Source organism: Salmonella sp. SAL04157, from assembly GCF_046551635.1.
GTDB classification, from domain to species: Bacteria; Pseudomonadota; Gammaproteobacteria; order Enterobacterales; family Enterobacteriaceae; genus Salmonella; species Salmonella enterica.
This window is the reverse complement of sequence record NZ_JBGDVS010000011.1, coordinates 52,490-78,068: the sequence shown is the minus strand read 5'-3', so window position 1 is coordinate 78,068 and position 25,579 is coordinate 52,490. Positions and strand designations below refer to the sequence as shown.

Below are 25,579 nucleotides of genomic sequence, written 5' to 3'. Positions count from 1 at the left end.
TGGTTTACAATGAGCGCTCTGTCAGCTGACGCGTTAACGCGTCACAGAAACGAGGAAGCAAAATGGGTCGTCGCGCAGGTACGCCAACAACAAAAAAAGTGACGCAATTGGTGAACGTAGAAGAACACGTTGAAGGATTTCGTCAGGTCAGAGAGGCGCATCGCCGTGAGTTGATAGACGATTACGTTGAGCTGATTTCCGATTTAATTATTGAGGTAGGGGAAGCGCGTCAGGTGGATATGGCGGCGCGGCTCGGCGTCTCCCAGCCGACTGTGGCCAAAATGCTTAAGCGCCTGGCATCGTTAGGATTTATTCAAATGATCCCCTGGCGCGGCGTTTTTCTGACGCCGGAAGGGGAGAAGCTGGCGCAGGAAAGCCGCGAGCGGCATCAAATTGTCGAAAATTTTTTACTGGTATTAGGCGTAAGCCCGGAGATCGCGCGTCGTGATGCGGAAGGGATGGAACACCATGTCAGCCAGGAGACATTGGATGCCTTTTTGGCCTTCACGCAACAGCATGGAACATCTGCAGAATGAATCTGGCCTTTTTACGGGCGCTGCGGCGTGACCGTTTTTTTCAGTTGTTGATCATTGTGGGGATGGCGCTAAGCCTGTTTGTTCCTTTTGCGCCCCGCGCCTGGCCTGGCGCGATTGACTGGCACACCATTATTACCCTCAGTGGGTTAATGTTGCTCACTAAAGGCGTTGAGCTGAGCGGCTATTTTGATGTGCTGGGACGCAAGATGACGCGCCGATTTCATACCGAGCGGCAACTGGCGATGTTCCTGGTGCTGGCTGCGGCGGCGCTGTCGACCTTTCTGACAAACGATGTCGCGCTGTTTATCGTTGTGCCGCTGACGATAACGTTGAAAAAGCTGTGTGCGATTCCGGTCAACCGATTGATTATTTTTGAGGCGTTGGCGGTGAACGCCGGTTCGCTGCTGACGCCTGTCGGTAATCCGCAAAATATTCTGTTGTGGGGACGCTCCGGCTTAACCTTTGCTGAATTTAGCGGGCAAATGGCGCCGCTTGCCGTCATGATGATGCTGACGTTACTGCTCCTGTGCTGGTTTTGTTTTCCGGGTAGGGCGTTACAGTACCATACCGGTACGCGTTCGCCGCAGTGGCAGCCCCGTCTGGTGTGGAGTTGCCTGGGATTATATGTCGTTTTTCTTACCGCGCTGGAGCTCAGGCAAGAGTTATGGGGACTGGTGTTGGTGGCGGCTGGGTTTATTGTGCTGGCGCGCAGGGTGATAGTCAGCGTGGACTGGACGCTGCTGCTGGTATTTATGGCGATGTTTATTGATGTCCATCTGCTAACGCAATTGCCGGCGTTGCAGGGCGTTTTCAACCAGGTTGGCGCACTGTCTCAACTAGGACTTTGGCTAACCGCTATCGGCTTGTCTCAGGTTATCAGTAATGTGCCCAGTACCATTCTCCTGCTGAACTATGTACCGGCCTCGACGCTGCTGTCGTGGGCGGTGAATATCGGCGGGTTTGGTCTGCTGCCGGGGTCGCTGGCAAATCTTATTGCTTTACGGATGGCGAACGATCGCCGAATCTGGTGGCGATTTCATTTCTATTCACTGCCGATGCTGGCATGGGCGGCGCTGGTGGGATATGGATTATTGCAACTGATACCGTAAGAGAAGCCCGATAGTATCTATCGGGCTTCGCAGGCAGAGTCTGTCAGTTCAAACGAACCGGCATCCCGGAACGATCCTGAACCGCCTGTTGTACGACGGTCTGATCAACGTCAGGCTCGTTGGTGACGGCCAGGATACTCTTATTAAGCGTGATCGGCACCGCTTCCTTACCTTCAAACTGCGCTTCCGTCGTTGACAGCGGGTTATGCACCTCAATGTAACGGCTACCGTCCGGCTCGGTGGTGGCTTTTACCGGTTCATCGATAAACTGCACGCGGGTGCCGACCGGCACATTTTCAAACAGGAATTTGATATCGTCGTTGCGCAGACGCACGCAGCCGTGGCTCACGCGAAGCCCGATGCCGAAGTTGGCGTTGGTGCCGTGAATAGCATACAGGCGACCAATGTACAGCGCGTACAGGCCCATCGGGTTATCCGGGCCCGCAGGCACGACGGCAGGCAGCGGCTCGCCGGCGGCGCGATATTCAGCGTGCATTTTTGCCGTAGGCGTCCAGGTCGGACCGGCTTTTTTACGTTCAACTTTGGTCGTCCAGTTGATAGGCGTGTCTTTACCTAACTGACCGATCCCAATCGGCAGGACGATAACGGTGTTTGTGCCTTTCGGGTAGTAATAGAGGCGCATTTCCGCGCTATTGATGATAATGCCTTCGTGTACGGTATCCGGCAGGATCAGCTGCTGCGGAATATTCAGCACGGTACCGCCCTTCGGCAGGAAGGTATCCACGCCCGGGTTGGCTTCCAGCATGTTGGACAGCCCCATCTGATACTCCGCGGCAAAATACTCCAGCGGCTGGGTATTGCCCTCCGGCACGGTGATGACCTGATTTTGCCCAATTAAACGGCTACCATCGGTAGGCAGCGGGTAAGTGACTGCTGAGGCTGTTTTACAAAAACCAACTACAGCGAAAGCCGCCGCGAAAAGCGTTGTTAATTTCATATTCATGTTATGCGAGATTCTGTGCCAAGCAGGCTAGTAGGTTGAGAATTCTGTCATGTTGGGAGCGCATTATAGGTGCATTCCAGTAAACAGGGAATTCAGATGTGTACGAAATCACGTTTTTTTCCCTTACGGTTCAGTGTAGCCCTTTGTACAGGGCGCGATCTTATTTCAGACTTGTGGCATAATAAGCGGTTTGTCACATCTTTTTTCAGGATAAGCCTGTGTTAGTTTCCAGCAACGTTACCATGCAGTTCGGCAGTAAGCCGCTGTTCGAAAACATTTCCGTCAAATTTGGCGGCGGCAACCGTTACGGCCTGATCGGCGCCAACGGTAGCGGAAAGTCCACTTTTATGAAAATCCTCGGCGGCGACCTGGAGCCGACGCTGGGCAATGTTTCCCTTGATCCGAATGAGCGCATCGGTAAGCTGCGTCAGGACCAGTTCGCTTTTGAAGCATTCACCGTACTTGATACTGTCATTATGGGGCATGGCGAATTGTGGGAAGTCAAGCAGGAGCGCGACCGTATCTACGCTTTGCCGGAAATGAGCGAAGAAGACGGCTATAAAGTCGCCGATCTGGAAGTAAAATACGGCGAGATGGACGGTTATTCCGCTGAGGCGCGTGCAGGCGAATTGCTGTTGGGGGTGGGCATCCCGCTGGAGCAGCATTACGGTCTGATGAGTGAAGTCGCGCCAGGCTGGAAATTGCGTGTGCTGCTGGCGCAGGCGTTATTCTCTAATCCGGACATCCTGTTGCTCGACGAACCGACCAACAACCTGGATATTGATACTATCCGTTGGCTGGAGCAGGTGCTGAACGAGCGCGATAGCACGATGATTATCATTTCGCACGACCGTCACTTCCTGAACATGGTTTGTACGCATATGGCGGATCTGGATTACGGCGACTTGCGCGTCTATCCGGGTAACTATGATGAGTATATGACGGCGGCGACTCAGGCGCGTGAACGTCTGTTGGCCGATAATGCGAAGAAAAAAGCGCAAATTGCCGAGCTGCAATCTTTTGTTAGCCGTTTTAGCGCCAATGCCTCTAAATCGCGTCAGGCAACGTCGCGCGCGCGGCAGATTGATAAAATCAAGCTGGAAGAGGTGAAAGCCTCCAGCCGTCAGAACCCGTTCATCCGTTTCGAGCAGGATAAAAAACTGTTCCGTAACGCTCTGGAAGTGGAAGCGCTGACGAAAGGTTTTGATAACGGTCCGCTGTTTAAAAATGTCAATTTGCTGCTCGAAGTCGGCGAGAAGCTGGCGGTACTCGGCACCAATGGCGTGGGTAAATCTACGCTGCTGAAGACGCTGGTTGGCGATCTGGACGCCGATCATGGCACCGTTAAATGGTCGGAAAACGCGCGTATTGGTTACTACGCGCAGGACCACGAATATGAATTCGAAAATGACCTGACGGTGTTTGAATGGATGAGTCAGTGGAAGCAGGAAGGCGACGACGAGCAGGCAGTGCGCAGTATTCTGGGCCGCCTGCTATTTAGCCAGGATGATATCAAAAAGCCTGCGAAAGTCCTTTCCGGTGGCGAGAAGGGCCGTATGCTTTTCGGCAAACTGATGATGCAAAAGCCGAATATCCTGATTATGGACGAACCGACTAACCACCTGGATATGGAGTCGATCGAATCGCTGAATATGGCGCTGGAGCTGTATCAGGGCACGCTGATCTTTGTTTCGCACGACCGTGAGTTCGTCAGCTCGCTGGCAACCCGCGTCATTGAAATTACGCCGGAGCGCGTGGTGGACTTCAGCGGCAACTACGACGATTATTTGCGTAGTAAAGGGATTGAAAGCTAAACACTGACGCCCGGTGGCGTTGTGCTTACCGGGCCTACGTATCCTGGCGCGTAGGTCCGGTAAGACGGGTGCGCCCAGACAAAGGGCGCACCGCAGTTAAGCGGGCAGGGCTGTACGACCATCAAACGTCCATACCTAATGCCCGTTTACCGTGAATATTCAGATCGCGCAGCGTGAAGCGCCCTTCCCAGGTGGTTTCATAGTCCTCGCGCGGGAAATCGCCCGGTGATGCGCCTGTCTCCAGCGCCGCTTTCACCTTACGCGCATAGGCCAGATTTTTCTCACACATTGGCGCGGCAGGAATGTACATCACATTGCCCCAGCCCTGCTGATTTTCTACGGGGGCGACGGAGTGGATGACATCGCAATGCCACCACACGGAATCCCCGGCTTCCAGTGGCGGAATGCTGGTTAACGCCGCCATCAGTAAAGGATGCCACTGTTCAGAAATCGGCAGCACCCGGCCCGGCGCGACGCCGCATAATTCATCTTCCGGGACATCATCCAGCAGCGGGCGCAACAGAATATACGCCATCGCCTCCGGGATAGGGACGACATGAAGCAACCCCTGACCGGGCAGCATATCGGAGAGCGCGGTCCAGCCCTGGAAGGTGCGAAATACCGAGCATTTTGTGGTGTTATCCACCGTATACTCTTCAACTTCGGTACGGTGTGCCGCATTCCACGGATCGTACTGTTCGATGTTGCCGTTAAACACACTGGCGAATACCTGCTGATAGGCTGGCAGCAGCCAGCGTTCCAGCGCGCCGGAGTCGGTATGCGCTCCCAGTCCTTTGGATGTGGTGCCCGGCGGGCGGCGACGGATGCGATCCGGATAAATGATGCTGATATCCGGATTAAACCATCGCTTGCCGTCGTGCTCTACCTGCCACAGACGGTTGAGGAACGACTGCGCCAGCGCCATCTCTTCACTTTGGCGGGCCTGCATTTGCGCCTGCGACCAGTAGACAGGATAGATTTCAGGCCGGGAGGCGCTCAGCGTACCGAAAAAATTATCCCCCGGTCCTTTATACACCTCGTCAAAATGGTTCTTGTCCAGATAGTCGAGCATCGACTGGTCCCACGCCAGCGCCTGTTCGCGTGGAAAATGACCTTTAATCACCGCGCACCCGCGGCGCTTAACCTCGGCGCGGGTGGCATCGCTAATGTTGCCCATCGCCAGTTCGCTAAAAGGGATAATTGGCCATACCGGCTGTCCCTGCGCCTTCAGATCGTTAATTTCCGCCACCCGGGCTGCTATGGTGGCGCTCAAACGGTCGAACACCGCCTGTACGTCGCCGATTTGCGCGCGTAGCGCCTGCTTCATCTGACGAATGGCCGCTTTTGGGTCGGCGGGCAGCGTTTCGTGGGTAAAAGGAGTCGTCATATCAACCTCATCATCTTTCGTTCGAAAGTAAAATTAGTTACATGTGATACTTTAAGTTAAAATAAGGTTAATGCAAGTTTAAAATATTGCAGGGGAACACAAAGAGGGAAGCGAGAGGAAAACGTAAGGTGGCCAGGACGCCTTAATGTCTTATGCGGCTATTCCTTTCGTTCAGCCACTTTTCATTCGAAATAAATTTGTGGTTCTGCTCACATTGTTATTAAAATGTTTCTGGTCGCAGTTACAGCCAGGAGCTTAAGTATGACCGTTAACGTTGTCGTTACCGATATGGACGGCACTTTTCTCGACGATGCCAAGCAGTACGATCGTGTACGCTTCATGGCGCAATACCAGGAACTGAAAAAACGTAATATCGAATTTGTGGTCGCTAGCGGTAATCAGTACTACCAGTTGATCTCCTTCTTCCCCGAGCTGAAAGACGAAATTTCCTTCGTCGCAGAAAATGGCGCGCTGGTGTATGAACATGGCAAACAGTTGTTTCACGGGGAGCTAACCCGGCATGAATCGCGTATTGTGATTGGCGAACTGCTGAAGGATAAGCAGCTTAATTTTGTCGCCTGCGGTCTGAAAAGCGCTTATGTCAGCAAAAACGCTCCCGAGACTTTCGTGGCGCTGATGGCCAAACATTATCACCGCCTGCAGCCGGTAAACGATTATCACGACATTGACGATATCCTGTTTAAGTTCTCCCTGAATTTGCCTGATGAACAAATTCCGCTGGTTATCGACAAACTGCACGTATCTCTGGATGGCATCATGAAGCCCGTCACCAGCGGCTTCGGTTTTATCGACCTGATTATCCCGGGACTGCATAAAGCGAATGGCATCAGTCGTCTGTTAAAGCGCTGGAACAGGTCGCCACAGAATGTCGTCGCCATTGGCGACAGCGGTAATGATGCGGAAATGTTGAAAATGGCGCATTACTCTTTTGCCATGGGCAATGCCGCAGACAATATCAAAGCGCTTTCACGCTATCACACTGATGATAATAACCATCAAGGCGCGCTCAACGTCATTCAGGCCGTGCTTGACGGCACCGATCCCTTCTGATTAACAGGCCTGCGCAGGCCTGTTAAGCGTAGCGCCATCAGGCAATTCGGACATATTGCCGATGGCGCCAGGGCAAATTACAGCATATGTTCGGTACGGGCGATGATATCGTCCTGCGCATCCGGCGACAGCGCGGTGAAGAAGGCGGAGTAGCCTGCCACACGCACGACCAGATCGCGGTACTGGTCCGGATGTTTTTTCGCATCCAGCAGCGTTTCGCGTGACACGATGTTGTACTGAATATGCCAGCCTTTATGCACCTCAAAGAACGTCCGTAGCAGAACCATCAGTTTCTGTTTGTCGGATTCGTTTTCCAGCGTCGTTGGGTTCAGTTTCTGGTTGAGCAGCACGCCGCCGAGAATGGAACCGGTAGGTAATTTGCCTACGGAACCAATCACCGCCGTCGGGCCGAGATGATCCGTACCTGATGCAGGGCTTGCGCCTTCCGCCAGCGGTGTATGCGCTTTGCGACCGTCCGGGGTAGCCATGGTCGCGGCGCCAAATGGCACGTTTGCTGAGATAGAGGACGTACCGGCGTAATAGTTGCCGCCGACAGGGCCACGACCATAGCGCGGGTTATGATATTGCTTCAGCTCATCAATATAGGTCTGATAAGCGCGCGCCAGCAGGGTATCGACACTGTCATCGTCGTTGCCGTACTTCGGCGCGCCGTTAATCAGACGCTGGCGCAACTGCTCGTGAGTCAGACCGTCGAAGTCATCGGCCAGCGCGGCGGCAAGCTGCTGTTGACCGATAACGCCCTGTTCGAAGACCAGTTTTTTCACGGCGGCGAGGCTGTTGCCCAGGTTGGCGATACCGACCTGCAGACCGGATACCCAGTCATATTTCGCGCCGCCTTGCTTGATACTTTTCGCTCGCTCAATACAGTCATCTACCAGCGCTGAGCAGAGAATATCGTGGACATTCTCTTCCAGCATGGTGTCGACCACATACTCAATTTCGATCGATTTGCGCGTGTAGTAGCGAATTTGGGTATCCCAGGCGGCCATCACTTCGTCAAAATTGTTAAAGTTGCCTGCGGAGAGCGCCTTTTCCTGCGGCAGAAATACTTTGCCGCTGGTGGCGTCGCGACCGCCTTCCAGCGCCGCCAGCATGACGCGGGCGAAGTTAATAAAGCTCATGCCGGTGCAGCGATAACCCCATTTCCCGCCGACGGCGGTTTCGATACAACCGATCGCCGCGTAATCGTAAGCGTCCTGCGGTTCGATCCCCAACTCGATAAATTCCGGGATGACGATTTCATCATTGTTAAACGCCGGCATCCCAAAGCCGCAGCGGATGACCTGGACGCAGGCGTCAAGGAAATCGTTACTCATTCCGGCGTGATAACGCACACTGAGGTTGGGCTGGGTAGAACGCAGACGTCCGCAGGACTCCAGAATGGCGTAAGACAGCGGATTCACTGCGTCCATTGGCTGACCGTTGATGAGATTCTGACCGCCAATGGTGACGTTTTGATACAGCGGGCTGCCCGCGGAAGCTTTAGAGTGCGAACCGGAACGGATCTTGTTTACTTCCAGCAGTTTCAGCCAGCAGCTGTGCAGCAGTTCAATGGCGTGCTCACGATCCAGCGTCTGGTTTAGTTCGACATCGCGACGATAATAGGGGTAAAGATACTGGTCCATACGACCAAATGACACCGAGTGACCGTTAGACTCAATTTGTAGAATCAGTTGAATGAAGTAGCACAATTGCAGTGCTTGCCAGAAGGTCTGCGGCGGTTGGTGGGCGATCACCTCACAGTTTTCGGCGATGGTAAGTAGTTCTTTACGACGGCTTTCACGGGACTCTTCGCTTGCCATCTGGCGCGCCAGCGCGGCAAAGCGCGTGATATGCTGGCTTACCGCGTCCAGCACTATATCAATCGCCTTCAGGAACTGCTCGCCATGCAGATCTTCCAGCACGGTCAGGTTGATGCGTGAGCGGCGCTCGGCGACTTTATCGCGCAGGCCATCAAGCCCTTTTTCCAGCAGCAGCGGGAAGTTCACCGCCAGGTGCGCGTCACCGGAAGTCATATTGCCTTCGGCTTTGATAATGCCAGTCGCCAAAAGCCCTTTTTGTTCATCGGTAAACATGCCGTAGCAGCGATCCTGGACGGTTTGACCGCGCCACCACGGACAGATGTCGTGCAGAATACGTTTGTTTTCTTCACTTACGGAAAAACCTGCGCCGGGCCGGTCCGCCAGGTCGTCGATCTCTTTTTCAATCCACGAGACGGTATATTCCGGGAAAATCGGCGCGGCGCGGACTTCACTTGCCTGGTTGCCGACGATCAGTTCATCGTGTTTTATCCAGATAGTGCGTTCCGCCAGGTGATGGGCCAGCGCCAGCGCGCGGCGTACCGGAATCGGTTTATCCAGATGCTGCTGGTACATTTCGGTATAATGCTGTGCGCGTTCGGTACAGACCGGCGGTTTCACGATATGTACCAGCGCGGTTTTGTGCGCCTTAATGCGGTCGCTGAGCGTGTCCAGTTTCAGTTGGGTCATGATAATTATCCTCGTAGGGTCGCGGTTAAACCTTTTTGGCAGGCGTACTTCTGGGCAAAATCAAGTAACGCCGGCGCATCCAGTGGTTTATCCGGGGCATGATAGGGCTGACTGAGTAAGTGGTATTTATTGATGCCCAGCGTGTGGTAGGGCAGAAAATGAATTTCCCCGACGTGCAGTTCGTCGGCGGCAAAGTCGGTAATGGCTTTAATGGCCTCCTCATCGGCATTAAATCCCTGAATCAGCGGGACGCGAATCACCATTTTTTTGCCCGCGGCGGCGAGTTTCCTGAGATTTTCCAGCACCCGCGAGGCGCTGCCATCGGTCCACTGCTTAAACGGCCCGTCGGCGACATGCTTTAAATCAGCCAGAAACAGATCGATATAAGGCAGTGAGGGCGCAATGTATTTCCATGGGACATGCAGACAGGTCTCAACCGCAGTATGAATACCGGCGTCATGGCTGGCTTTAAACAGCTCTGCCGCCAGCTCCGGCTGCATAAACGGTTCGCCGCCGGAAAGCGTAAGACCGCCGCCGCTGCGATCGTAAAAAGGTTTATCGCGCAGTACCGTCGCCATGATCTCATCCACGCTTTTTATTTCGCCGCACACGGTTAACGCCTGTGTGGGGCAGCAATGCGCCAGGATGGAAAAATGGGCGTCGGTCAGTTTCTCGCGATGGATGAGCAGGCCGTTTAGCGCGCGCTCAATGACGTCCGGCGCGGCTTGCGCGCACAGGTCGCATCCTTCGAGACACAGCCGCGCGTCGTATAACAGATCCTGAGCGCGGGCGCGGCTTTCCGGGTTCTGGCACCAGCGACAGCCCAACGAACAGCCTTTGAAAAATACTACGGTACGGATACCGGGGCCATCGTGGGTAGAATAGCGCTGAATATTGAAGATCATAAACGGCCTCTCTTATTTCATATAAAGATTAAATTACTTTCGAATGAAAGTTATCTTGATGTGCGTCAACGAATGGAGAGGTTCTGATAAAGAGGCGTTAAATGAGGTACAACATCACGGTTTGAGGCTGTGATATGGCGTTTAAGATGATGCCGCGCTGCTTGAGCCGATCGTCAGTCGGAGCTTGGGTAAGCTGGCTTTGCGTCTGATGACAGTAATTATCTGTTGATACAGCACGGCCATAAACCGTGCTTCGGTATGTTTATCCGTAAAGTGACTACTGACCGCAGACCTCACAGCCGGGGTTGCGCATCAACTTCATTTCGCGGAACTGACAGGTCATCGCATCGTACATGACGATTTTTCCGCTGGCAGGCTGACCGTAATGCGCCAGCAGCTTAATGGCCTCCATTGCCTGTAGCGAACCGATCACGCCAATCAGCGGCGCCATCACCCCTGCCTCTACGCAGGTCAGAGCGTTTTCGCCAAACAGACGGCTCAGGCAGCGGTAACAGGGTTCGTTTTCCCGATACGTAAAGACGGTAACTTGTCCTTCCATACGAATTGCCGCGCCGGAGATTAGAGGCACTTTCGCGGTATAGCACCCGGCGTTAAGTTGATTACGTACGCTAACGTTATCGGTACAGTCCAGTACCAGCGAATGCCCGGCAATCAGGCTGGTCATGGCGTCGTCGTCCAGCCGCGCGTTAACGGGCGTAATGGTAATATGCGGGTTGATTCGCGCCAGCGCGTCGCGGGCGGACTCTACCTTTGGCTGCCCGACCGTGGCGTCGCTGTGCAAGGTTTGACGCTGGAGATTGGAAACGGAAACGGTATCAAAATCGAGTAGCGTCAGTTGCCCGACGCCAGCGCCGGCCAGATACTGCGTTGCCGCGCAGCCGAGTCCGCCCAGCCCGACCACTAATACCCGCGCATCTTTTAACGCTTCCTGCCCTTCAAAATCGAAGCCGCGCAGAATAATTTGTCGGTTATAGCGCAGCATCTCCTGGTCGCTAAGTTCCGCCATTACAGGCCTCCGAACAGAGCATTAAACGGCTCGACTTCCACCCATTCTCCCGGCTCAACATTGCCGCGTTCACGCTCCAGCACAATAAAGCAGTTGCCCAGACTAAACGAGCTGAAAATATGTGAACCCTGGTGCCCGGTGGTCGTGACCTCCAGTTCGCCGTTGGCGCTACGTTGCAGGATGCCGCGCTGGAAATCGAGACGCCCCGGCGTTTTCTTCAGGCGAGATGCTGTGCGTACACGCTGGCGCGGCGGTACAGCGCTTGCCGTGTTGCCGCCAAGCTTCGCCAGTAAAGGCTGAACCAGTTGATAAAAAGTGAGCGCCGCAGAGACTGGATTCCCCGGCAGGCCACAGAACCAGCTATTACTGAGTTTGCCGAAGGCAAACGGTTTGCCTGGCTTGATAGCCAGCTTCCAGAAGGCGATTTCGCCCAACTCCTCAAGGATGGTTTTGGTATAGTCCGCTTCACCAACCGAGACGCCGCCGGAGCTTATCACTACATCGGCCTGGCTGTCGGCGTCGATAAACGCGGCGCGGAGCTTACCAGGATCGTCAGGAATAATGCCTAAATTGATCACTTCGCAGCCAAGCTGTTGCAGCATCAAATGTATGGTTAAACGGTTAGTGTCATAAATTTGTCCCGCCTCCAGCGGCTGGCCCGGAAGCTGGAGCTCGTCGCCGGTCGAGAACAGCGCTACGCGCACTTTACGTACAACCTGCGCATCGGCAATTCCCAGCGACGCCAGCACCGGCAGTTCGGCAGTAGTCAGGCGCGTACCGGCCGGAAAGACCACCGCATCCTGGCGAATATCCTCGCCGCGGCGGCGGATGTTTTGTCCGCAACGAACATCGGCGGTAAAACGCACGCCATCATCGGTTTGTTCCGTCTGCTCTTGCATAACTACCGCCTCGCAACCTGCCGGTACCGGGGCGCCGGTCATAATGCGAATGCAGGTGCCCGCAGGCCACTCTCCCTGGTAAGGCTGACCGGCAAATGCTTTGCCGGCGACGGGCAGCGGCTTATCGGCGGACAAATCCGCCACGCGTACTGCATAACCATCCATAGCTGAATTATCAAAGCCGGGGACATCGAGGGGAGAAACGATATCGGTCGCCAGGATGCGGCCAAAGCAGTTCACCAGCGGCAACGTTTCTACGGCGGTGAGCGGGGTAATACGTGAAAGCATCTGGGTCAGCGCCGTTTCAAGCGGCATCAATCCGGCGGAAAATTCCATGAACATACTCCTGCGAGGCAAAATCGAATCCGGCTATTATGTCAGAAAACAGTGGCGGGCAGTATGCTACCTCGGTCTTAGAGACGGCCTTGCGCCTTTACATACCTTACGCATCTTTCTATATTCAAAAATCGAATGAATAACTCACAACAATTCTGATAGTTATAGTAAAAGTTGTGTGCCACCGTTAATGGACCCTAAAAATGAATAAAGCAGTGATTGCGATTCACGGCGGCGCAGGCGCGATTGCTCGCGCGCAAATGAGCCATGAGCAGGAGCTACGCTATATCCAGGCGCTGTCAGAGATTGTCGAAAGCGGGCAAAAGATGCTGGAAGCAGGTGACAGCGCGCTTGATGTAGTGACGGAAGCGGTGCGCCTGCTGGAAGCGTGTCCGCTCTTCAATGCGGGTATCGGCGCGGTCTATACCCGAGACGGGACTCATGAACTGGATGCCTGCGTGATGGACGGCAATACCCTGAAAGCCGGAGCCGTCGCGGGCGTGAGTCATGTTCGCCATCCTGTGCTCGCCGCCAGACTGGTGATGGAGCGCAGCCCGCATGTACTCATGGTGGGGGAAGGGGCGGAAAACTTTGCCTTTTCACAGGGGATGGCGCGCGTTTCGCCGGATATCTTTTCCACCCCGGCGCGTTACGAGCAATTGCTGGCGGCGCGTGCGGCGGGCGAAATGGCGCTCGATCACAGCGGCGCGCCGCTGGACGAAACGAAAAAAATGGGTACAGTCGGCGCGGTGGCGCGGGATAAATTCGGCAATCTGGCGGCGGCAACGTCTACCGGTGGGATGACCAATAAATTGCCCGGGCGCGTCGGCGACAGCCCGCTGGTCGGCGCCGGGTGTTATGCCAACAACGCCAGCGTCGCCGTTTCCTGTACCGGAACGGGAGAGGTCTTTATTCGCACGCTCGCGGCTTACGATATCGCCGCATTGATGGAATATGGCGGACTCAGCCTTGCCGATGCCTGTGAGCGCGTGGTGATGGAAAAATTACCGGCACTGGGCGGCAGCGGTGGATTAATCGCCGTTGATCACGAAGGTAATGTCGCGTTGCCGTTTAACAGCGAAGGGATGTATCGCGCCTGGGGATATGCCGGGGATACCCCTACCACAGGAATTTACCGGGAATAAGGAGCCGCAGGTGCCGCACAGCGATGAACTGGATAGCCGCGATGTTCTGTCCGTCAGTGGCCTGAATATCGCGTTTCACCACGAAGGGCAACAGGTAGACGCCGTGCGTAATGTGTCATTACGCCTGAAGCGTGGAGAGACTCTGGCGATTGTCGGCGAGTCGGGATCGGGAAAATCGGTGACGGCGCTGGCGTTAATGCGGCTGATTGAGCAGTCGGGCGCGAACGTGCGCTGCGGCGAAATGCTGTTGCGTCGGCGTAATCGCCAGGTGATTGAGCTGTCTGAGCAGAGTGACGCGCAGATGCGGCGTGTGCGCGGCGCGGATATCGCCATGATTTTCCAGGAGCCAATGACCTCGCTCAACCCGGTATTTACCGTTGGCGAGCAAATTGCCGAATCTATTCGTTTGCATCAGGGCGCCAGCCACGAAGAGGCGCTGGCGGAAGCGAAACGTATGCTCGATCAGGTACGGATCCCGGAGTCGCAGGCGATTTTATCGCGTTATCCGCATCAGCTTTCCGGTGGGATGCGCCAGCGAGTCATGATCGCGATGGCGCTATCCTGCCGTCCGGCGGTATTGATTGCCGATGAACCCACCACGGCGCTGGATGTCACTATCCAGGCGCAAATTCTGCAACTTATCACAGTGTTGCAGCAAGAGATGTCGATGGGCGTGATTTTTATCACCCACGACATGGGCGTCGTGGCGGATATTGCCGATCGCGTGCTGGTGATGTATCAGGGCGAGGCTGTGGAAACCGGCAGCGTAGAGCAGATTTTCCATGCGCCGACGCATCCTTATACCCAAACGTTACTGGCCGCCGTCCCTCAGCTTGGCGCGATGCACGACCACTCGCTGCCACGCCGTTTCCCGTTGATTTCCGCTGACGAACCGGCCCTTTATGAATCGCAGATTGAGCAAGACACGGTGGTGGAAGGCGAGCCTATTCTCCAGGTTCGGGGGCTGGTGACGCGATTCCCGCTGCGTAGCGGTCTCTTTAACCGCGTTACGCGTGAAGTTCATGCCGTTGAGAATATCAGTTTCGATCTCTGGCCTGGCGAAACGCTATCGCTGGTGGGCGAGTCCGGTAGCGGAAAATCGACGACCGGACGCGCGCTGCTGCGGTTGGTTGAATCCCGGCAGGGGGAGATTATCTTTAACGGACAGCGCATTGACACGTTGTCTGCGGGTAAACTCCAGCCGTTGCGCCGCGATATTCAATGTATTTTCCAGGACCCTTACGCCTCGCTCGACCCGCGCCAGACCGTGGGGTATTCCATTATGGAACCTTTACGGATTCATGGCCTGGGGCAGGGGGACGCTGCGGCAAAGCGCGTGGCCTGGTTGCTTGAGCGTGTCGGATTACGTCCTGAACATGCCTGGCGTTATCCGCACGAGTTTTCCGGCGGTCAACGTCAGCGCATCTGCATAGCTCGCGCGCTGGCATTGAATCCTAAAGTGATTATTGCCGATGAGGCGGTCTCCGCGCTGGATGTTTCCGTTCGCGGACAGATCATTAATTTACTGCTCGATTTACAACGGGAAATGGGGATCGCCTACCTGTTTATTTCGCATGATATGGCGGTCGTGGAGCGAATTAGCCATCGCGTGGCGGTGATGTATCTTGGTCAAATTGTTGAGATGGGGCCGCGGCGCGCCGTTTTTGAAAACCCGCAGCATCCTTATACGCGTAAATTGATGGCGGCGGTGCCGGTTGCCGATCCTTCCAGACACCGGCCGCGGCGCGTTCTGCTATCAGATGATATACCCAGCAATATTCATAAACGTGGCGAAGAGACGCCCGCCGTTTCATTGCAGTTGGTCGGGCCGGGACATTATGTTGCGCGGCCGCTGCAGGATAATGCGCTCTCGCGCTTATAACATTCAGACAGGCAGGGTTTCAGGAGAACAACATGACGCAATTTATTACGCATAAATGGCTGGCGGCGCTGGGACTGGCCTCATCCATTGCGGCTTTTCCGGCCCTGGCGGCCAAAGATGTGGTGGTGGCGGTAGGGTCTAATTTCACCACGCTCGATCCGTATGACGCCAACGATACGCTCTCGCAGGCGGTGGCGAAGTCATTTTATCAGGGGCTGTTTGGCCTGGATAAAGACATGAAGGTAAAAAACGTCCTGGCGGAGGGCTACACCGTTTCTGATGACGGTCTGACCTACACCATTACCCTACGGCAGGGGGTGAAATTTCAGGACGGCGCGGATTTTGATGCGGCGGCGGTGAAAGCGAATCTCGATCGCGCCAGCAATCCGGATAACCACCTCAAGCGTTATAACCTGTATAAAAATATCGCAAAAACGGAGGTTGTCGACCCGGCAACGGTAAAAATTACCCTGAAACAGCCGTTCTCCGCTTTCATTAATATTCTGGCGCACCCGGCGACGGCGATGATCTCGCCGCAAGCGCTGGAAAAATATGGCAAGGATATTGGTTTTCATCCGGTCGGTACCGGTCCATACCAGCTTGAAACCTGGAATCAGACCGACTTTGTCAAAGTGAAAAAGTTCGCCGGTTACTGGCAGCAGGGCTTACCCAAGCTGGATTCTATTACCTGGCGTCCGGTTACTGACAACAATACCCGCGCGGCGATGCTGCAAACCGGCGAAGCGCAATTTGCTTTTCCTATCCCTTATGAGCAGGCCGCGTTACTGGCGAAAAATAAAAACCTCGAACTGGTCGCCAGCCCGTCCATTATGCAGCGTTATATCAGTATGAATGTGACGCAGAAGCCGTTTGATAATCCTAAGGTGCGTGAGGCGTTGAATTACGCTATTAATCGTCAGGCGCTGGTTAAAGTGGCGTTTGCCGGATACGCCACGCCGGCGACGGGCGTGGTGCCGCCGTCGATAGCCTATGCGCAAAGCTATCAGCCGTGGCCCTATGATCCGGCTAAAGCGCGCGAACTGTTGAAAGAGGCGGGGTATCCAGACGGTTTCAGTACCACGCTGTGGTCATCGCACAACCATAGCACCGCGCAAAAAGTGTTGCAGTTTACCCAACAGCAACTAGCGCAGATTGGCATTAAAGCCCGGATAACCGCGATGGACGCTGGCCAGCGCGCCGCGGAAGTTGAGGGCAAAGGGCAAAAAGAGAGCGGCGTGCGAATGTTCTATACCGGCTGGTCGGCGTCGACGGGCGAAGCTGACTGGGCGTTATCGCCGCTCTTCGCATCACAAAACTGGCCGCCGACGCAGTTTAATACCGCTTTTTACAGCAACAAGCAGGTCGACAGCGATTTGGCGGCGGCCTTAAAGACCAACGATCCGCAGGAGAAAACACGATTATACAAAGAGGCGCAGGATATTATCTGGAAAGAGTCGCCCTGGATACCGTTGGTGGTGGAGAAATTGGTTTCTGCGCACAGTAAAAATTTGACCGGTTTCTGGATTATGCCGGATACCGGTTTCAGCTTTGACGATGCGGATTTGAAGTAAGTAATGCGATGGGGCTGGATGGCGCGCGCGTTGTCCGCCATCCGGTAAAAGGTTCGTGTGATGCTTAACTATGTTCTCAAGCGCCTGCTGGGATTAATTCCTACGCTGTTGATTGTGGCAGTGTTGGTGTTTTTATTTGTTCATTTGTTGCCCGGCGACCCGGCGCGGCTGATAGCCGGACCAGAAGCCGACGCGCAGGTGATCGCGCTGGTTCGTCAGCAGCTGGGGCTTGATCAGCCGCTTCATGTCCAGTTTTGGCGTTACATCACCCATGTTTTACAAGGCGATTTCGGTACGTCAATGGTTTCCCGCCGCCCGGTTTCTGAGGAGATCGCCAGCCGCTTTTTGCCGACGCTGTGGCTGACGATAACCAGTATGATATGGGCGGTTCTGTTTGGCATGGCGATCGGCATCGCCGCCGCCGTGTGGCGTAATCGCTGGCCTGACCGGGTAGGAATGACGCTTGCCGTGACCGGCATTTCTTTCCCGGCTTTTGCGCTGGGAATGTTGTTAATGCAGATTTTTTCCGTGGATCTGGGCTGGCTACCGACCGTGGGGGCGGATAGCTGGCAACATTATATTTTACCCTCCCTGACGCTTGGCGCGGCGGTGGCATCAGTCATGGCGCGTTTTACGCGCTCCTCGTTTGTCGATGTCCTGAGCGAGGATTACATGAGGACCGCGCGGGCGAAAGGCGTCAGTGAAACGTGGGTGGTGTTAAAACATGGCCTGCGCAATGCGATGATCCCGGTCGTCACCATGATGGGACTGCAATTTGGCTTTCTGCTTGGCGGATCGATCGTCGTCGAAAAAGTGTTTAACTGGCCGGGGCTTGGGCGATTACTGGTCGACTCGGTCGACATGCGCGACTACCCCGTGATTCAGGCGGAAGTGCTGCTGTTTTCTCTGGAATTTATTCTTATCAACTTAGTGGTGGATGTCCTCTATGCCGCCATTAATCCGGCTATCAGGTATAAGTAAGGATGCGATTATTTAACTGGCGCCGTCAGGCGATTTTACATGCTATGCCGGTGGTAAAACCCGACCAGATACGCACGCCATGGCGGGAGTTCTGGCGTCGTTTTCGCCGCCAGCATGTCGCGTTGGTCGCCGGGGGATTCGTACTGGCGTTAATTCTGGTGGCGATTTTTGCCCGCTGGCTGACGCCCTACGATGCGGAAAACTATTTTGACTACGATAGCCTGAACAATGGCCCCTCTTTGCAGCACTGGTTTGGCGTTGACTCGCTGGGAAGAGACATCTTTAGCCGGGTTCTCGTTGGGGCGCAGATCTCACTGGCGGCGGGCGTGTTCGCGGTATTTATCGGCGCGATAATCGGCACGGTGCTGGGATTGCTGGCGGGATATTATGAAGGCTGGTGGGATCGTTTCATTATGCGCATTTGCGATGTGCTGTTCGCCTTCCCCGGCATTTTGCTGGCGATTGCCGTTGTGGCGGTGTTAGGCAGCGGTATTGCTAATGTGATCGTTGCGGTGGCGATTTTCTCTATTCCGGCGTTTGCACGTTTGGTGCGCGGAAATACCCTGGTCTTAAAACAGCAGACGTTTATTGAGTCTGCCCGCAGTATCGGCGCCAGCGACACGACGATTTTGTTTAGCCATATCTTGCCGGGAACGGTCTCGTCAATTGTGGTTTTCTTTACGATGCGTATCGGTACGTCAATTATTTCCGCGGCAAGCCTGTCATTTCTCGGATTAGGCGCGCAGCCGCCAACGCCGGAGTGGGGAGCGATGCTCAATGAAGCGCGGGCGGATATGGTCATCGCGCCGCACGTAGCGCTCTTCCCGGCGGTGGCGATTTTCCTGACTGTGCTGGCGTTTAACCTGTTAGGCGACGGGTTGCGCGATGCGCTGGACCCGAAGATTAAGGGGTAAGCCAGCCCGGTGGCGTTGACGCCTGGCGGGCCTGGAACGGGCTCGCCAGGTGGGGTAACACATCCGACACCCGCGCCGGGGGAGGTGGCGTTAAACCCGACTGCCCCACAAATCATATTCGTCGGCGTTTTCCACTTTCAGGCGCACGATATCGCCCGGCTTGACGTTGGTTTCGCCGTTCAAATAGACCGCGCCGTCAATTTCCGGCGCATCCGCCATGCTACGCCCGATAGCGCCTTCTTCGTCAACCTCATCGACGATCACCAGAATTTCGCGGCCCACTTTTTCTTGCAAGCGCTCAGCGGAGATTTGCTGTTGCAGTTGCATAAAGCGGTTCCAGCGCTCTTCTTTCACCTCTTCCGGCACCTGATCCGGCAGGTCATTCGCGCCTGCGCCTTCCACCGGGCTGTACTTGAAGCAGCCTACACGATCGAGGCGCGCCTCTTTCAGGAAGTCGAGCAGCATCTGGAAGTCTTCTTCCGTTTCGCCGGGGAAGCCGACAATAAAGGTGGAGCGTAGGGTCAGTTCCGGGCAGATTTCGCGCCACTGCTTAATGCGCGCCAGTTGGCGGTCAACGGAACCGGGACGTTTCATCAGTTTAAGAATCCGCGGGCTGGCATGTTGCAGCGGAATGTCCAGATAGGGCAGGATTTTGCCTTCCGCCATTAGCGGAATCACATCATCAACGTGTGGGTAGGGGTAGACGTAGTGCAGACGTGTCCAGACGCCCAGTTTTGATAACTGTTCGCACAGGCTCACCATACTGGTTTTCACCGGTTCGCCATTATGGAATCCGGTGCGGTGCTTCACATCTACGCCGTAGGCGGAGGTATCTTGCGAAATCACCAGAATCTCTTTGACCCCGGCATCAACCAGACGTTTCGCTTCGCTTAATACGTCGCCAATCGGACGGCTGACCAGATCCCCGCGCATCGACGGGATGATGCAGAACGTGCAGCGGTGATTACAGCCTTCAGAAATTTTCAGATACGCATAATGGCGCGGCGTCAGTTTTACACCCTGTTCCGGTACGAGGCTTAAAAATGGATTGTGCTTCGGCTTCGGTACGTAATGATGTACGTGCTGCAGAACTTGCTCATAGCTATGCGGCCCGGTGATTTCCAGTACTTTCGGATGCACTTCGCGGATCTGATCTTCTTTTGCGCCCAGGCAGCCGGTGACGATTACCTTACCGTTTTCGTTCAGCGCTTCGCCAATGGCTTCCAGCGACTCTTGTACCGCGCTGTCAATAAAGCCACAGGTATTAACGATAACCATATCCGCATCGTCATAGCGTGGCACAACGTCATAGCCTTCGGTACGCAGCTCAGTCAGGATGCGTTCCGAATCAACGAGGTTTTTCGGACAGCCCAGGGAAACGAAGCCGATCTTTGGCTGGTGGGTTACATTACTCATAGCTTAAAAAGTGTTCATTTATTGGAATGGTCAGGGCAGGGATTCTACAGATATCCGAACAAAAATTGTATCGCAATCTCATCAGGAGCGGCGGCATCAACCGTTGTGGTTGTCAGCAAAAGGTGAAAAAGGGCAATTCTAAGAAAATTCTTGATCTCTGACACCCCTTTGTCTAAAAAACGACCATACTATTAAGTTGAACCCTGGTAGAAAAGAGGAGGAAAAAAGGTATGGTCGTTGACAGACTGAGAACCGATCTTCTCAACAAGCTGATAAACGCGCGTATCGATCTTGCCGCTTATCTGCAATTGCGAAAAGCGAAGGGGTATATGTCAGTCAGCGAAAGTGACACTCTGCGTGACAATTTTTTTGAACTGAATCGCGAGCTCCACGATCACGCTTTACGGCAGGGACTGCATCTCGATCAGGAAGAGTGGAACGCGCTGCGCCGTGCCGAAGGCGCGCTTGCAGCCGCCGCCGTTTGTTTAATGAGCGGACACCATGATTGTCCGACCTTTATTGCCGTCAACGCAGATAAACTTGAAAACTGTCTGACAACTTTGACGCTGAGTATTCAGAGTCTGAAAGCACATTCACCGCTTACACAGGTCTGAATAAGGGGGAGGCGACTCCTGAGGAATCCCCAGCAAACCAGGACAGGCATAGTGTTATGTGATCTAATTGATTGCGCTAACACTTTCAAGGAAATCATCACTATGCCTGCTCGTTCATTATGCCAAAAATCCTTTAAAAATATACTGGAGCCTTTGCACCTTTACCGCCGTCAATCTCTGATTGAGGCTACCAGTGTAGTGATTAACGGTGCATCTCTTACACTTATTCAGTATTGGGCGTGATTTGTCAGGAGTAGCATCGGTCAGGCACAAGATAAAACGTATCGATCGACTTCGGGGAAAGTCTCACTTGCAGAATGAAGTTTCAGATACTTTTTCAGCGTGTTACTAAAAAATCACGGAGGGAATGACCCGGGTTGTCATGCTCTCCTATATGCCAGCCTGTTCTCCGCCAAAGGTGACTAAATTCGGTTCACCAGACAATCGTTGATGTTCTTAGGGAACGGTATAGTCGAATTCACTCCTGAAACAGGTACGGAATGTCGGCCGTTTACTATTCTGAAACGTTATTTATATCAAATAATTAAATTTTATTTTTATCTTTGTTATTGTAACAATAAATTACATGTTTCTTTCTGTTATCAGCGAACCTGAACCAATTTTAATGGGGGGTTAGATAAAAGCTAATTCAGAAAATTATTTTTTTAAGATATATTGAATTATCAGATGCTCCATTCAAATGAGAGACGAGAATGCAAACGTTAGAACGGTTTTTTCTTTTCGTTACGGGAGACCAACCTGAACGATTTGAAAAAGCAAATAGCAGTTGTGCTGATAGCGTAATCCTTGATTTAGAAAATGCGGTGTCATCTGAGAAAAAAATAATTGCCAGAGAAAATGCTCTGAATTTCATGAGTAATGATGAAAAAGTACTGATTGCTGTACGTGCAAAAATTGTAATAACTTCACGCCTGGCTGGATCATATCCTTCTGTTGACGGTATCACAACTGAATTTATGAAAAACGAGTTGACAATACAAAATGCTATTCACTCCTGTAAAATGGGGTTCAGTGGCAAGGTATGTATTCACCCTCCACAAATTTCACATGTAAACAGAGCATTCAGCTATTTAAAACAAGAAATCGAGTGGGTTCCCCAGATTATGCGACTGGCTCAATATCCCCATGGAGCGTTTAGTCATGAAGGGCAAATGGTGGATAAACCGTTACTGGAAAAAGCAAAAAGGATTTTGGCTCATAGCATTTAGTAAATATATGAAGGAGTCACCAATGAAAGCTTTAGTTTGTGTAAAACAAGTTGTCGATCATAACGTTAGAATTAGAATAAAGCAAGATCATTCTGATGTTGATATTTCTGATTCAAAACTCAGTATCAATCCATTTGATGAAATTGCAGTTGAAGAAGCAGTACGTTTAAAAGAACGGGGATTAATCAGTGAGGTTGTTGTAGTGTCTATAGGAAACACAGGTGTAGGGGATGTATTGCGTACAGCACTGGCAGCAGGGGCAGACAGGGCAATACACATATTAACAAAAAACTCTCTTACACCACTAATTGTGGCCAAAACTATCACCGCTATTACCCGGAATGAAAAACCCGATATTATATTATTAGGCAAGCAAGCTATTGACGATGATTGTAATCAGGTAGGCCAAATGCTGGCAGCATTACTCGATCTTCCCCAAGCCACTAATGTTAGTGAAATTACTATTTCTGATAATTCATTAACTGCTGTTCGTGAGGTTGATGGAGGATTAGAAACGTTAAATTTATCCCTGCCTGCAGTACTCACTACAGATCTACGTCTGAATACACCGAGGAATATCAGCTTGCCGAATGTTATTAAAGCCAAAAAGAAACCTGTTAAGGAGATAGATTTCGATTCACTTGGTATTAACCCGTCATCCAGATTGACTATTATTAAAGTTGATGAGCCAGCAAGAAGGAAAGCAGGCATAATCGTTCCAGATATTAACACGCTGCTAGATAAATTAAAAAACGAAGAAAAAGTAATTTAAGGAGAAAAATATGGCTTCTTTAGTTATTGCTGAACATAACGGCAATACTCTTTTACCTTCAACACTCAGTACTATCACTGCGGCAAAAGCCATTAATAGTGATATAGATATACTTATGTTAGGATATGGTATAGAAAGTATTGCAGTTAAAGCCAGTCATATTCAGGGGATATCCACTGTATTTGTTGCTGACAGCCCACTATTCGAACACCTTCTGGCAGAGAATGTGGAAAAACAGATCAGCTATTTTTTGAATAGTGGGAAAAATCATTATCAGTCCATTCTTTTTCCTGCAAGCTCTTTTGGAAAAAACTGTGCGCCACGCTTAGCAGCAAAACTTGATGTATCTCAGATTAGTGATATTACGCGTGTCATTGATCAACATACCTTTGAACGTCCAATCTATGCGGGTAACGCTATTGCCACAGTACACAGTGATGATGAATATAAAGTGATAACTGTTCGTCCTACCTCATTTGCGGCTGCGGCTGCGGTTGCGGAAGATGAGGGAAAAGCCCCCATTGAATTTACAGAGGTTGTTCTTGGTTCAGATCAGGTAAAATTTATTAGCCAACATGTTAATAAAAGTAACCGTCCAGACTTACAATCCGCCAGAGTTGTAGTATCAGGTGGACGAGGAGTAGGAAGTGCACAGGCATTCAAAGAACTTGTTGATAACCTGGCAGATAAATTAGGCGCTGCCGTGGGGGCAAGCCGGGCTGCTGTAGATGCTGGTTATGCACCAAATGATTATCAGATTGGCCAGACCGGAAAAATCGTTGCGCCTCAACTTTATATTGCTCTGGGAATTTCTGGCGCCATACAACATCTTGCCGGGATGAAAGAGTCAGGCGTCATTGTCGCTATTAATAAGGATCCTGACGCTCCTATCTTTTCTATTGCGGATTATGGTTTGGTAGCTGATATTTTCAAAGCTGTACCTGAACTTATCGATAAATTATAAATCATATTTTTTCCTCCTTAAAGGTAACTTTTATGCAATATACTGATATTCAAATTTGGCAGCCTGGCATTCTGCGCAACACCGATTATCTTAACCCCGGTCCCGCTAAGCTGCTGGCCGCCACTCTGGATAAAGACATCAAAATCTTTAAAGAGGGGGGCGTTCTGCCAGAATTATGGCACTGGCTCTATTTTCTTCCTGTCGACCGCCAGTCAGATCTATCTGCTGATGGTCATCCGATAAAAGGTCATTTTCTACCCCCTGTTGGCGCTGGTTTATTGAGGAAAAAATTATGAAAAGTATTGAAAAGGATAAATATCAGGATATTCGTGATGCGGTTCGTTCATTATGTAGTGAATTTGATGATAAATATCACCGTAAGATAGATGAAGCAAAAGCCTATCCTGAAGAGTTTGTTAATAAACTAACCAAAGCTGGTTGGCTGGCTGCGCTCATCCCGGAGGAATTTGGAGGGTCAGGGCTTGGTTTAACTGAAGCATCTATTATCATGGAAGAGATCAATAGATCGGGTGGAAACTCTGGAGCCTGCCATGGTCAGATGTATAACATGAATACGTTGTTACGTCATGGATCCGATAAACAGAAAGAATTCTGGCTGCCACGGATAGCTACTGGTGAATGGCGCCTGCAGTCGATGGGCGTCACAGAACCCACAGCAGGTACAGATACCACCAGAATTAAAACTACAGCTGTAAAAAGAGAAGACCGGTATGTGATAAACGGACAAAAAGTCTGGATTTCACGTGTTCAACATTCAGACTGGATGATTCTTCTGGTTCGAACTACTCCGCTTGCAAATGTAAAACGTAAATCCGAAGGGATGTCTATTTTCATGGTTGATATTAAAGAAGCTATGAAAAATGGAATGACAGTACGACCTATTCCCAATATGGTCAATCATGAAACCAACGAGCTCTTTTTTGACAACCTGGAAATTCCCGAAGAAAATCTTATTGGTGAAGAGGGTATGGGTTTTCATTACATACTTGATGGTTTAAATGCAGAGCGTACCTTGATTGCGGCAGAATGTATAGGCGATGGATATTGGTTTATGGATCGTGTTACCCGCTATACCTGCGAGCGTGAGGTTTTTGGTCGTCCCATTGGTCAGAACCAGGGGGTGCAGTTTCCTATTGCAGAAGCATTTATTGCAGTGGAAGCGGCTAATCTGATGCGTTTTAAAGCGTGCGAGCTTTTTGATCAGCATCTTGATTGTGGAGCACAGGCTAATATGGCGAAATACCTTGCTGCGAAAGCCAGCTGGGAAGCAGCCAATGCCTGCCTGCAATTTCATGGTGGATATGGTTTTGCCTGTGAGTATGATATCGAACGAAAGTTTAGAGAAACACGTTTATATCAGGTTGCTCCCATATCTACCAACCTGATCCTGAGCTATATCGCTGAGCATGTGCTGGAGATGCCACGTTCATTCTGATGTCAAATCAATTGGAAAAATATTATGAAACAGTTACCTCTGTCCGGAGTCATTATAGTCTCGATTGAACATGTCAT

At 52.2% G+C, this 25,579-nt stretch carries 22 protein-coding genes and 1 pseudogene; 16 read left to right on the top strand and 7 right to left on the bottom strand.

The window, feature by feature from the left end; genetic code table 11:
* The first annotated feature begins 62 nt into the window (after nucleotides 1–62).
* Both mntR and ACLJRE_RS19505 read left to right on the top strand, forming a co-directional pair.
* Entirely contained in the window at nucleotides 63–536 is a 474-nt protein-coding gene (mntR, locus tag ACLJRE_RS19510; RefSeq protein ID WP_000533542.1) for a manganese-binding transcriptional regulator MntR, read from the top strand.
* Nucleotides 533–1,645, top strand: a complete 1,113-nt coding sequence (locus ACLJRE_RS19505) for an anion transporter (RefSeq protein ID WP_023212636.1) — start codon at nucleotides 533–535, stop codon at nucleotides 1,643–1,645. Before mntR ends, ACLJRE_RS19505 begins: the two co-directional genes overlap by 4 nt.
* A gap of 43 nt (nucleotides 1,646–1,688) precedes the next feature.
* On the opposite strand, the gene ldtB is transcribed toward ACLJRE_RS19505, so the two are convergent.
* Nucleotides 1,689–2,609, bottom strand: coding sequence for a L,D-transpeptidase (ldtB, locus tag ACLJRE_RS19500; RefSeq protein WP_001056404.1), 921 nt, complete (start codon nucleotides 2,607–2,609; stop codon nucleotides 1,689–1,691).
* Between the two features lie 218 nt (nucleotides 2,610–2,827).
* On the opposite strand from ldtB, the gene ACLJRE_RS19495 reads away from it, so the two are divergent.
* On the top strand, nucleotides 2,828–4,423 hold the full coding sequence (locus ACLJRE_RS19495; RefSeq protein ID WP_000961434.1) for an ABC-F family ATPase: 1,596 nt from the start codon (nucleotides 2,828–2,830) through the stop codon (nucleotides 4,421–4,423).
* Nucleotides 4,424–4,544: 121 nt separating this feature from the next.
* On the opposite strand, the gene ACLJRE_RS19490 is transcribed toward ACLJRE_RS19495, so the two are convergent.
* Nucleotides 4,545–5,810: a DUF1479 domain-containing protein gene (locus tag ACLJRE_RS19490; RefSeq protein WP_000210949.1), complete on the bottom strand. Its 1,266-nt coding sequence runs from the start codon at nucleotides 5,808–5,810 to the stop codon at nucleotides 4,545–4,547.
* A gap of 261 nt (nucleotides 5,811–6,071) precedes the next feature.
* On the opposite strand from ACLJRE_RS19490, the gene ACLJRE_RS19485 reads away from it, so the two are divergent.
* Nucleotides 6,072–6,881 carry a Cof-type HAD-IIB family hydrolase gene (locus tag ACLJRE_RS19485; protein WP_000217910.1) on the top strand — a complete coding sequence of 270 codons (810 nt, stop codon included), beginning with the start codon at nucleotides 6,072–6,074 and terminating at the stop codon, nucleotides 6,879–6,881.
* Between the two features lie 77 nt (nucleotides 6,882–6,958).
* Here ACLJRE_RS19485 and ACLJRE_RS19480 read toward each other — a convergent pair whose 3' ends face one another.
* The 4 genes from ACLJRE_RS19480 to moeA form a co-directional block, all read right to left on the bottom strand.
* On the bottom strand, nucleotides 6,959–9,391 hold the full coding sequence (locus tag ACLJRE_RS19480) for a glycyl radical protein (RefSeq protein ID WP_023212635.1): 2,433 nt from the start codon (nucleotides 9,389–9,391) through the stop codon (nucleotides 6,959–6,961).
* A 5-nt stretch (nucleotides 9,392–9,396) separates the two neighbouring features.
* On the bottom strand, nucleotides 9,397–10,296 hold the full coding sequence (locus ACLJRE_RS19475) for a glycyl-radical enzyme activating protein (RefSeq protein WP_023212634.1): 900 nt from the start codon (nucleotides 10,294–10,296) through the stop codon (nucleotides 9,397–9,399).
* 277 nt (nucleotides 10,297–10,573) lie between these two features.
* Entirely contained in the window at nucleotides 10,574–11,323 is a 750-nt protein-coding gene (moeB, locus tag ACLJRE_RS19470) for a molybdopterin-synthase adenylyltransferase MoeB (RefSeq protein WP_000829280.1), read from the bottom strand.
* Entirely contained in the window at nucleotides 11,323–12,558 is a 1,236-nt protein-coding gene (gene moeA / locus ACLJRE_RS19465; RefSeq protein WP_000395790.1) for a molybdopterin molybdotransferase MoeA, read from the bottom strand. Before moeA ends, moeB begins: the two co-directional genes overlap by 1 nt.
* 203 nt (nucleotides 12,559–12,761) lie before the next feature.
* Between moeA and iaaA the strand changes: the two genes are divergently transcribed.
* The 5 genes from iaaA to gsiD are packed head-to-tail and all read left to right on the top strand — an operon-like array spanning nucleotide 12,762 to nucleotide 19,051.
* Entirely contained in the window at nucleotides 12,762–13,703 is a 942-nt protein-coding gene (gene iaaA / locus ACLJRE_RS19460) for a beta-aspartyl-peptidase (protein ID WP_001030503.1), read from the top strand.
* A gap of 10 nt (nucleotides 13,704–13,713) precedes the next feature.
* On the top strand, nucleotides 13,714–15,585 hold the full coding sequence (gsiA, locus tag ACLJRE_RS19455) for a glutathione ABC transporter ATP-binding protein GsiA (RefSeq protein WP_023212633.1): 1,872 nt from the start codon (nucleotides 13,714–13,716) through the stop codon (nucleotides 15,583–15,585).
* A 32-nt stretch (nucleotides 15,586–15,617) separates the two neighbouring features.
* Nucleotides 15,618–17,156, top strand: coding sequence for a glutathione ABC transporter substrate-binding protein GsiB (gene gsiB, locus ACLJRE_RS19450; protein ID WP_000191427.1), 1,539 nt, complete (start codon nucleotides 15,618–15,620; stop codon nucleotides 17,154–17,156).
* 60 nt (nucleotides 17,157–17,216) lie between these two features.
* A complete protein-coding gene (gene gsiC / locus ACLJRE_RS19445) occupies nucleotides 17,217–18,137 on the top strand; it encodes a glutathione ABC transporter permease GsiC (protein ID WP_000936069.1) in 921 nt (306 codons plus the stop codon).
* 2 nt (nucleotides 18,138–18,139) lie between these two features.
* The gene (gene gsiD / locus ACLJRE_RS19440; protein WP_001236024.1) at nucleotides 18,140–19,051 is read left to right on the top strand and encodes a glutathione ABC transporter permease GsiD; all 912 of its coding nucleotides are present in this window, start codon (nucleotides 18,140–18,142) and stop codon (nucleotides 19,049–19,051) included.
* 90 nt (nucleotides 19,052–19,141) lie between these two features.
* Here gsiD and rimO read toward each other — a convergent pair whose 3' ends face one another.
* On the bottom strand, nucleotides 19,142–20,467 hold the full coding sequence (gene rimO, locus ACLJRE_RS19435; protein ID WP_410957486.1) for a 30S ribosomal protein S12 methylthiotransferase RimO: 1,326 nt from the start codon (nucleotides 20,465–20,467) through the stop codon (nucleotides 19,142–19,144).
* Between the two features lie 230 nt (nucleotides 20,468–20,697).
* Between rimO and bssR the strand changes: the two genes are divergently transcribed.
* The 7 genes and pseudogenes from bssR to ACLJRE_RS19400 all read left to right on the top strand — a co-directional run bounded on the left by bssR (nucleotide 20,698) and on the right by ACLJRE_RS19400 (nucleotide 25,502).
* Entirely contained in the window at nucleotides 20,698–21,081 is a 384-nt protein-coding gene (gene bssR / locus ACLJRE_RS19430) for a biofilm formation regulator BssR (RefSeq protein WP_000259651.1), read from the top strand.
* Nucleotides 21,082–21,183: 102 nt separating this feature from the next.
* Nucleotides 21,184–21,469, top strand: a pseudogene (locus ACLJRE_RS19425) (IS4 family transposase); the annotation flags it as partial.
* Nucleotides 21,470–21,794: 325 nt separating this feature from the next.
* Complete coding sequence (locus tag ACLJRE_RS19420; protein ID WP_001521476.1) at nucleotides 21,795–22,310, top strand: CoA ester lyase; 516 nt, start codon at nucleotides 21,795–21,797, stop codon at nucleotides 22,308–22,310.
* Nucleotides 22,311–22,332: 22 nt separating this feature from the next.
* Complete coding sequence (locus ACLJRE_RS19415; protein ID WP_001523061.1) at nucleotides 22,333–23,082, top strand: electron transfer flavoprotein subunit beta/FixA family protein; 750 nt, start codon at nucleotides 22,333–22,335, stop codon at nucleotides 23,080–23,082.
* A 10-nt stretch (nucleotides 23,083–23,092) separates the two neighbouring features.
* A complete protein-coding gene (locus ACLJRE_RS19410) occupies nucleotides 23,093–24,046 on the top strand; it encodes an electron transfer flavoprotein subunit alpha/FixB family protein (protein ID WP_000157772.1) in 954 nt (317 codons plus the stop codon).
* Nucleotides 24,047–24,078: 32 nt separating this feature from the next.
* Nucleotides 24,079–24,342 carry a hypothetical protein gene (locus ACLJRE_RS19405; RefSeq protein WP_001528824.1) on the top strand — a complete coding sequence of 88 codons (264 nt, stop codon included), beginning with the start codon at nucleotides 24,079–24,081 and terminating at the stop codon, nucleotides 24,340–24,342.
* Complete coding sequence (locus ACLJRE_RS19400) at nucleotides 24,339–25,502, top strand: acyl-CoA dehydrogenase family protein (protein ID WP_000835387.1); 1,164 nt, start codon at nucleotides 24,339–24,341, stop codon at nucleotides 25,500–25,502. The genes ACLJRE_RS19405 and ACLJRE_RS19400 overlap by 4 nt, the downstream gene beginning before the upstream one ends.
* Nucleotides 25,503–25,579: the final 77 nt, after the last annotated feature.

What these genes read in the sequence shown, in the direction of transcription:
- mntR (WP_000533542.1), top strand. Translation starts at nt 63, where the DNA reads ATGGGTCGTCGCGCAGGTACGCCAACAACAAAAAAAGTGACGCAATTG.
- ACLJRE_RS19505 (WP_023212636.1), top strand. Translation starts at nt 533, where the DNA reads ATGAATCTGGCCTTTTTACGGGCGCTGCGGCGTGACCGTTTTTTTCAG.
- ldtB (WP_001056404.1), bottom strand. Translation starts at nt 2,609, where the DNA reads ATGAATATGAAATTAACAACGCTTTTCGCGGCGGCTTTCGCTGTAGTT.
- ACLJRE_RS19490 (WP_000210949.1), bottom strand. Translation starts at nt 5,810, where the DNA reads ATGACGACTCCTTTTACCCACGAAACGCTGCCCGCCGACCCAAAAGCG.
- ACLJRE_RS19485 (WP_000217910.1), top strand. Translation starts at nt 6,072, where the DNA reads ATGACCGTTAACGTTGTCGTTACCGATATGGACGGCACTTTTCTCGAC.
- ACLJRE_RS19480 (WP_023212635.1), bottom strand. Translation starts at nt 9,391, where the DNA reads ATGACCCAACTGAAACTGGACACGCTCAGCGACCGCATTAAGGCGCAC.
- ACLJRE_RS19475 (WP_023212634.1), bottom strand. Translation starts at nt 10,296, where the DNA reads ATGATCTTCAATATTCAGCGCTATTCTACCCACGATGGCCCCGGTATC.
- moeB (WP_000829280.1), bottom strand. Translation starts at nt 11,323, where the DNA reads ATGGCGGAACTTAGCGACCAGGAGATGCTGCGCTATAACCGACAAATT.
- moeA (WP_000395790.1), bottom strand. Translation starts at nt 12,558, where the DNA reads ATGGAATTTTCCGCCGGATTGATGCCGCTTGAAACGGCGCTGACCCAG.
- iaaA (WP_001030503.1), top strand. Translation starts at nt 12,762, where the DNA reads ATGAATAAAGCAGTGATTGCGATTCACGGCGGCGCAGGCGCGATTGCT.
- gsiB (WP_000191427.1), top strand. Translation starts at nt 15,618, where the DNA reads ATGACGCAATTTATTACGCATAAATGGCTGGCGGCGCTGGGACTGGCC.
- gsiC (WP_000936069.1), top strand. Translation starts at nt 17,217, where the DNA reads ATGCTTAACTATGTTCTCAAGCGCCTGCTGGGATTAATTCCTACGCTG.
- gsiD (WP_001236024.1), top strand. Translation starts at nt 18,140, where the DNA reads ATGCGATTATTTAACTGGCGCCGTCAGGCGATTTTACATGCTATGCCG.
- rimO (WP_410957486.1), bottom strand. Translation starts at nt 20,467, where the DNA reads ATGAGTAATGTAACCCACCAGCCAAAGATCGGCTTCGTTTCCCTGGGC.
- bssR (WP_000259651.1), top strand. Translation starts at nt 20,698, where the DNA reads ATGGTCGTTGACAGACTGAGAACCGATCTTCTCAACAAGCTGATAAAC.
- ACLJRE_RS19420 (WP_001521476.1), top strand. Translation starts at nt 21,795, where the DNA reads ATGCAAACGTTAGAACGGTTTTTTCTTTTCGTTACGGGAGACCAACCT.
- ACLJRE_RS19415 (WP_001523061.1), top strand. Translation starts at nt 22,333, where the DNA reads ATGAAAGCTTTAGTTTGTGTAAAACAAGTTGTCGATCATAACGTTAGA.
- ACLJRE_RS19410 (WP_000157772.1), top strand. Translation starts at nt 23,093, where the DNA reads ATGGCTTCTTTAGTTATTGCTGAACATAACGGCAATACTCTTTTACCT.
- ACLJRE_RS19405 (WP_001528824.1), top strand. Translation starts at nt 24,079, where the DNA reads ATGCAATATACTGATATTCAAATTTGGCAGCCTGGCATTCTGCGCAAC.
- ACLJRE_RS19400 (WP_000835387.1), top strand. Translation starts at nt 24,339, where the DNA reads ATGAAAAGTATTGAAAAGGATAAATATCAGGATATTCGTGATGCGGTT.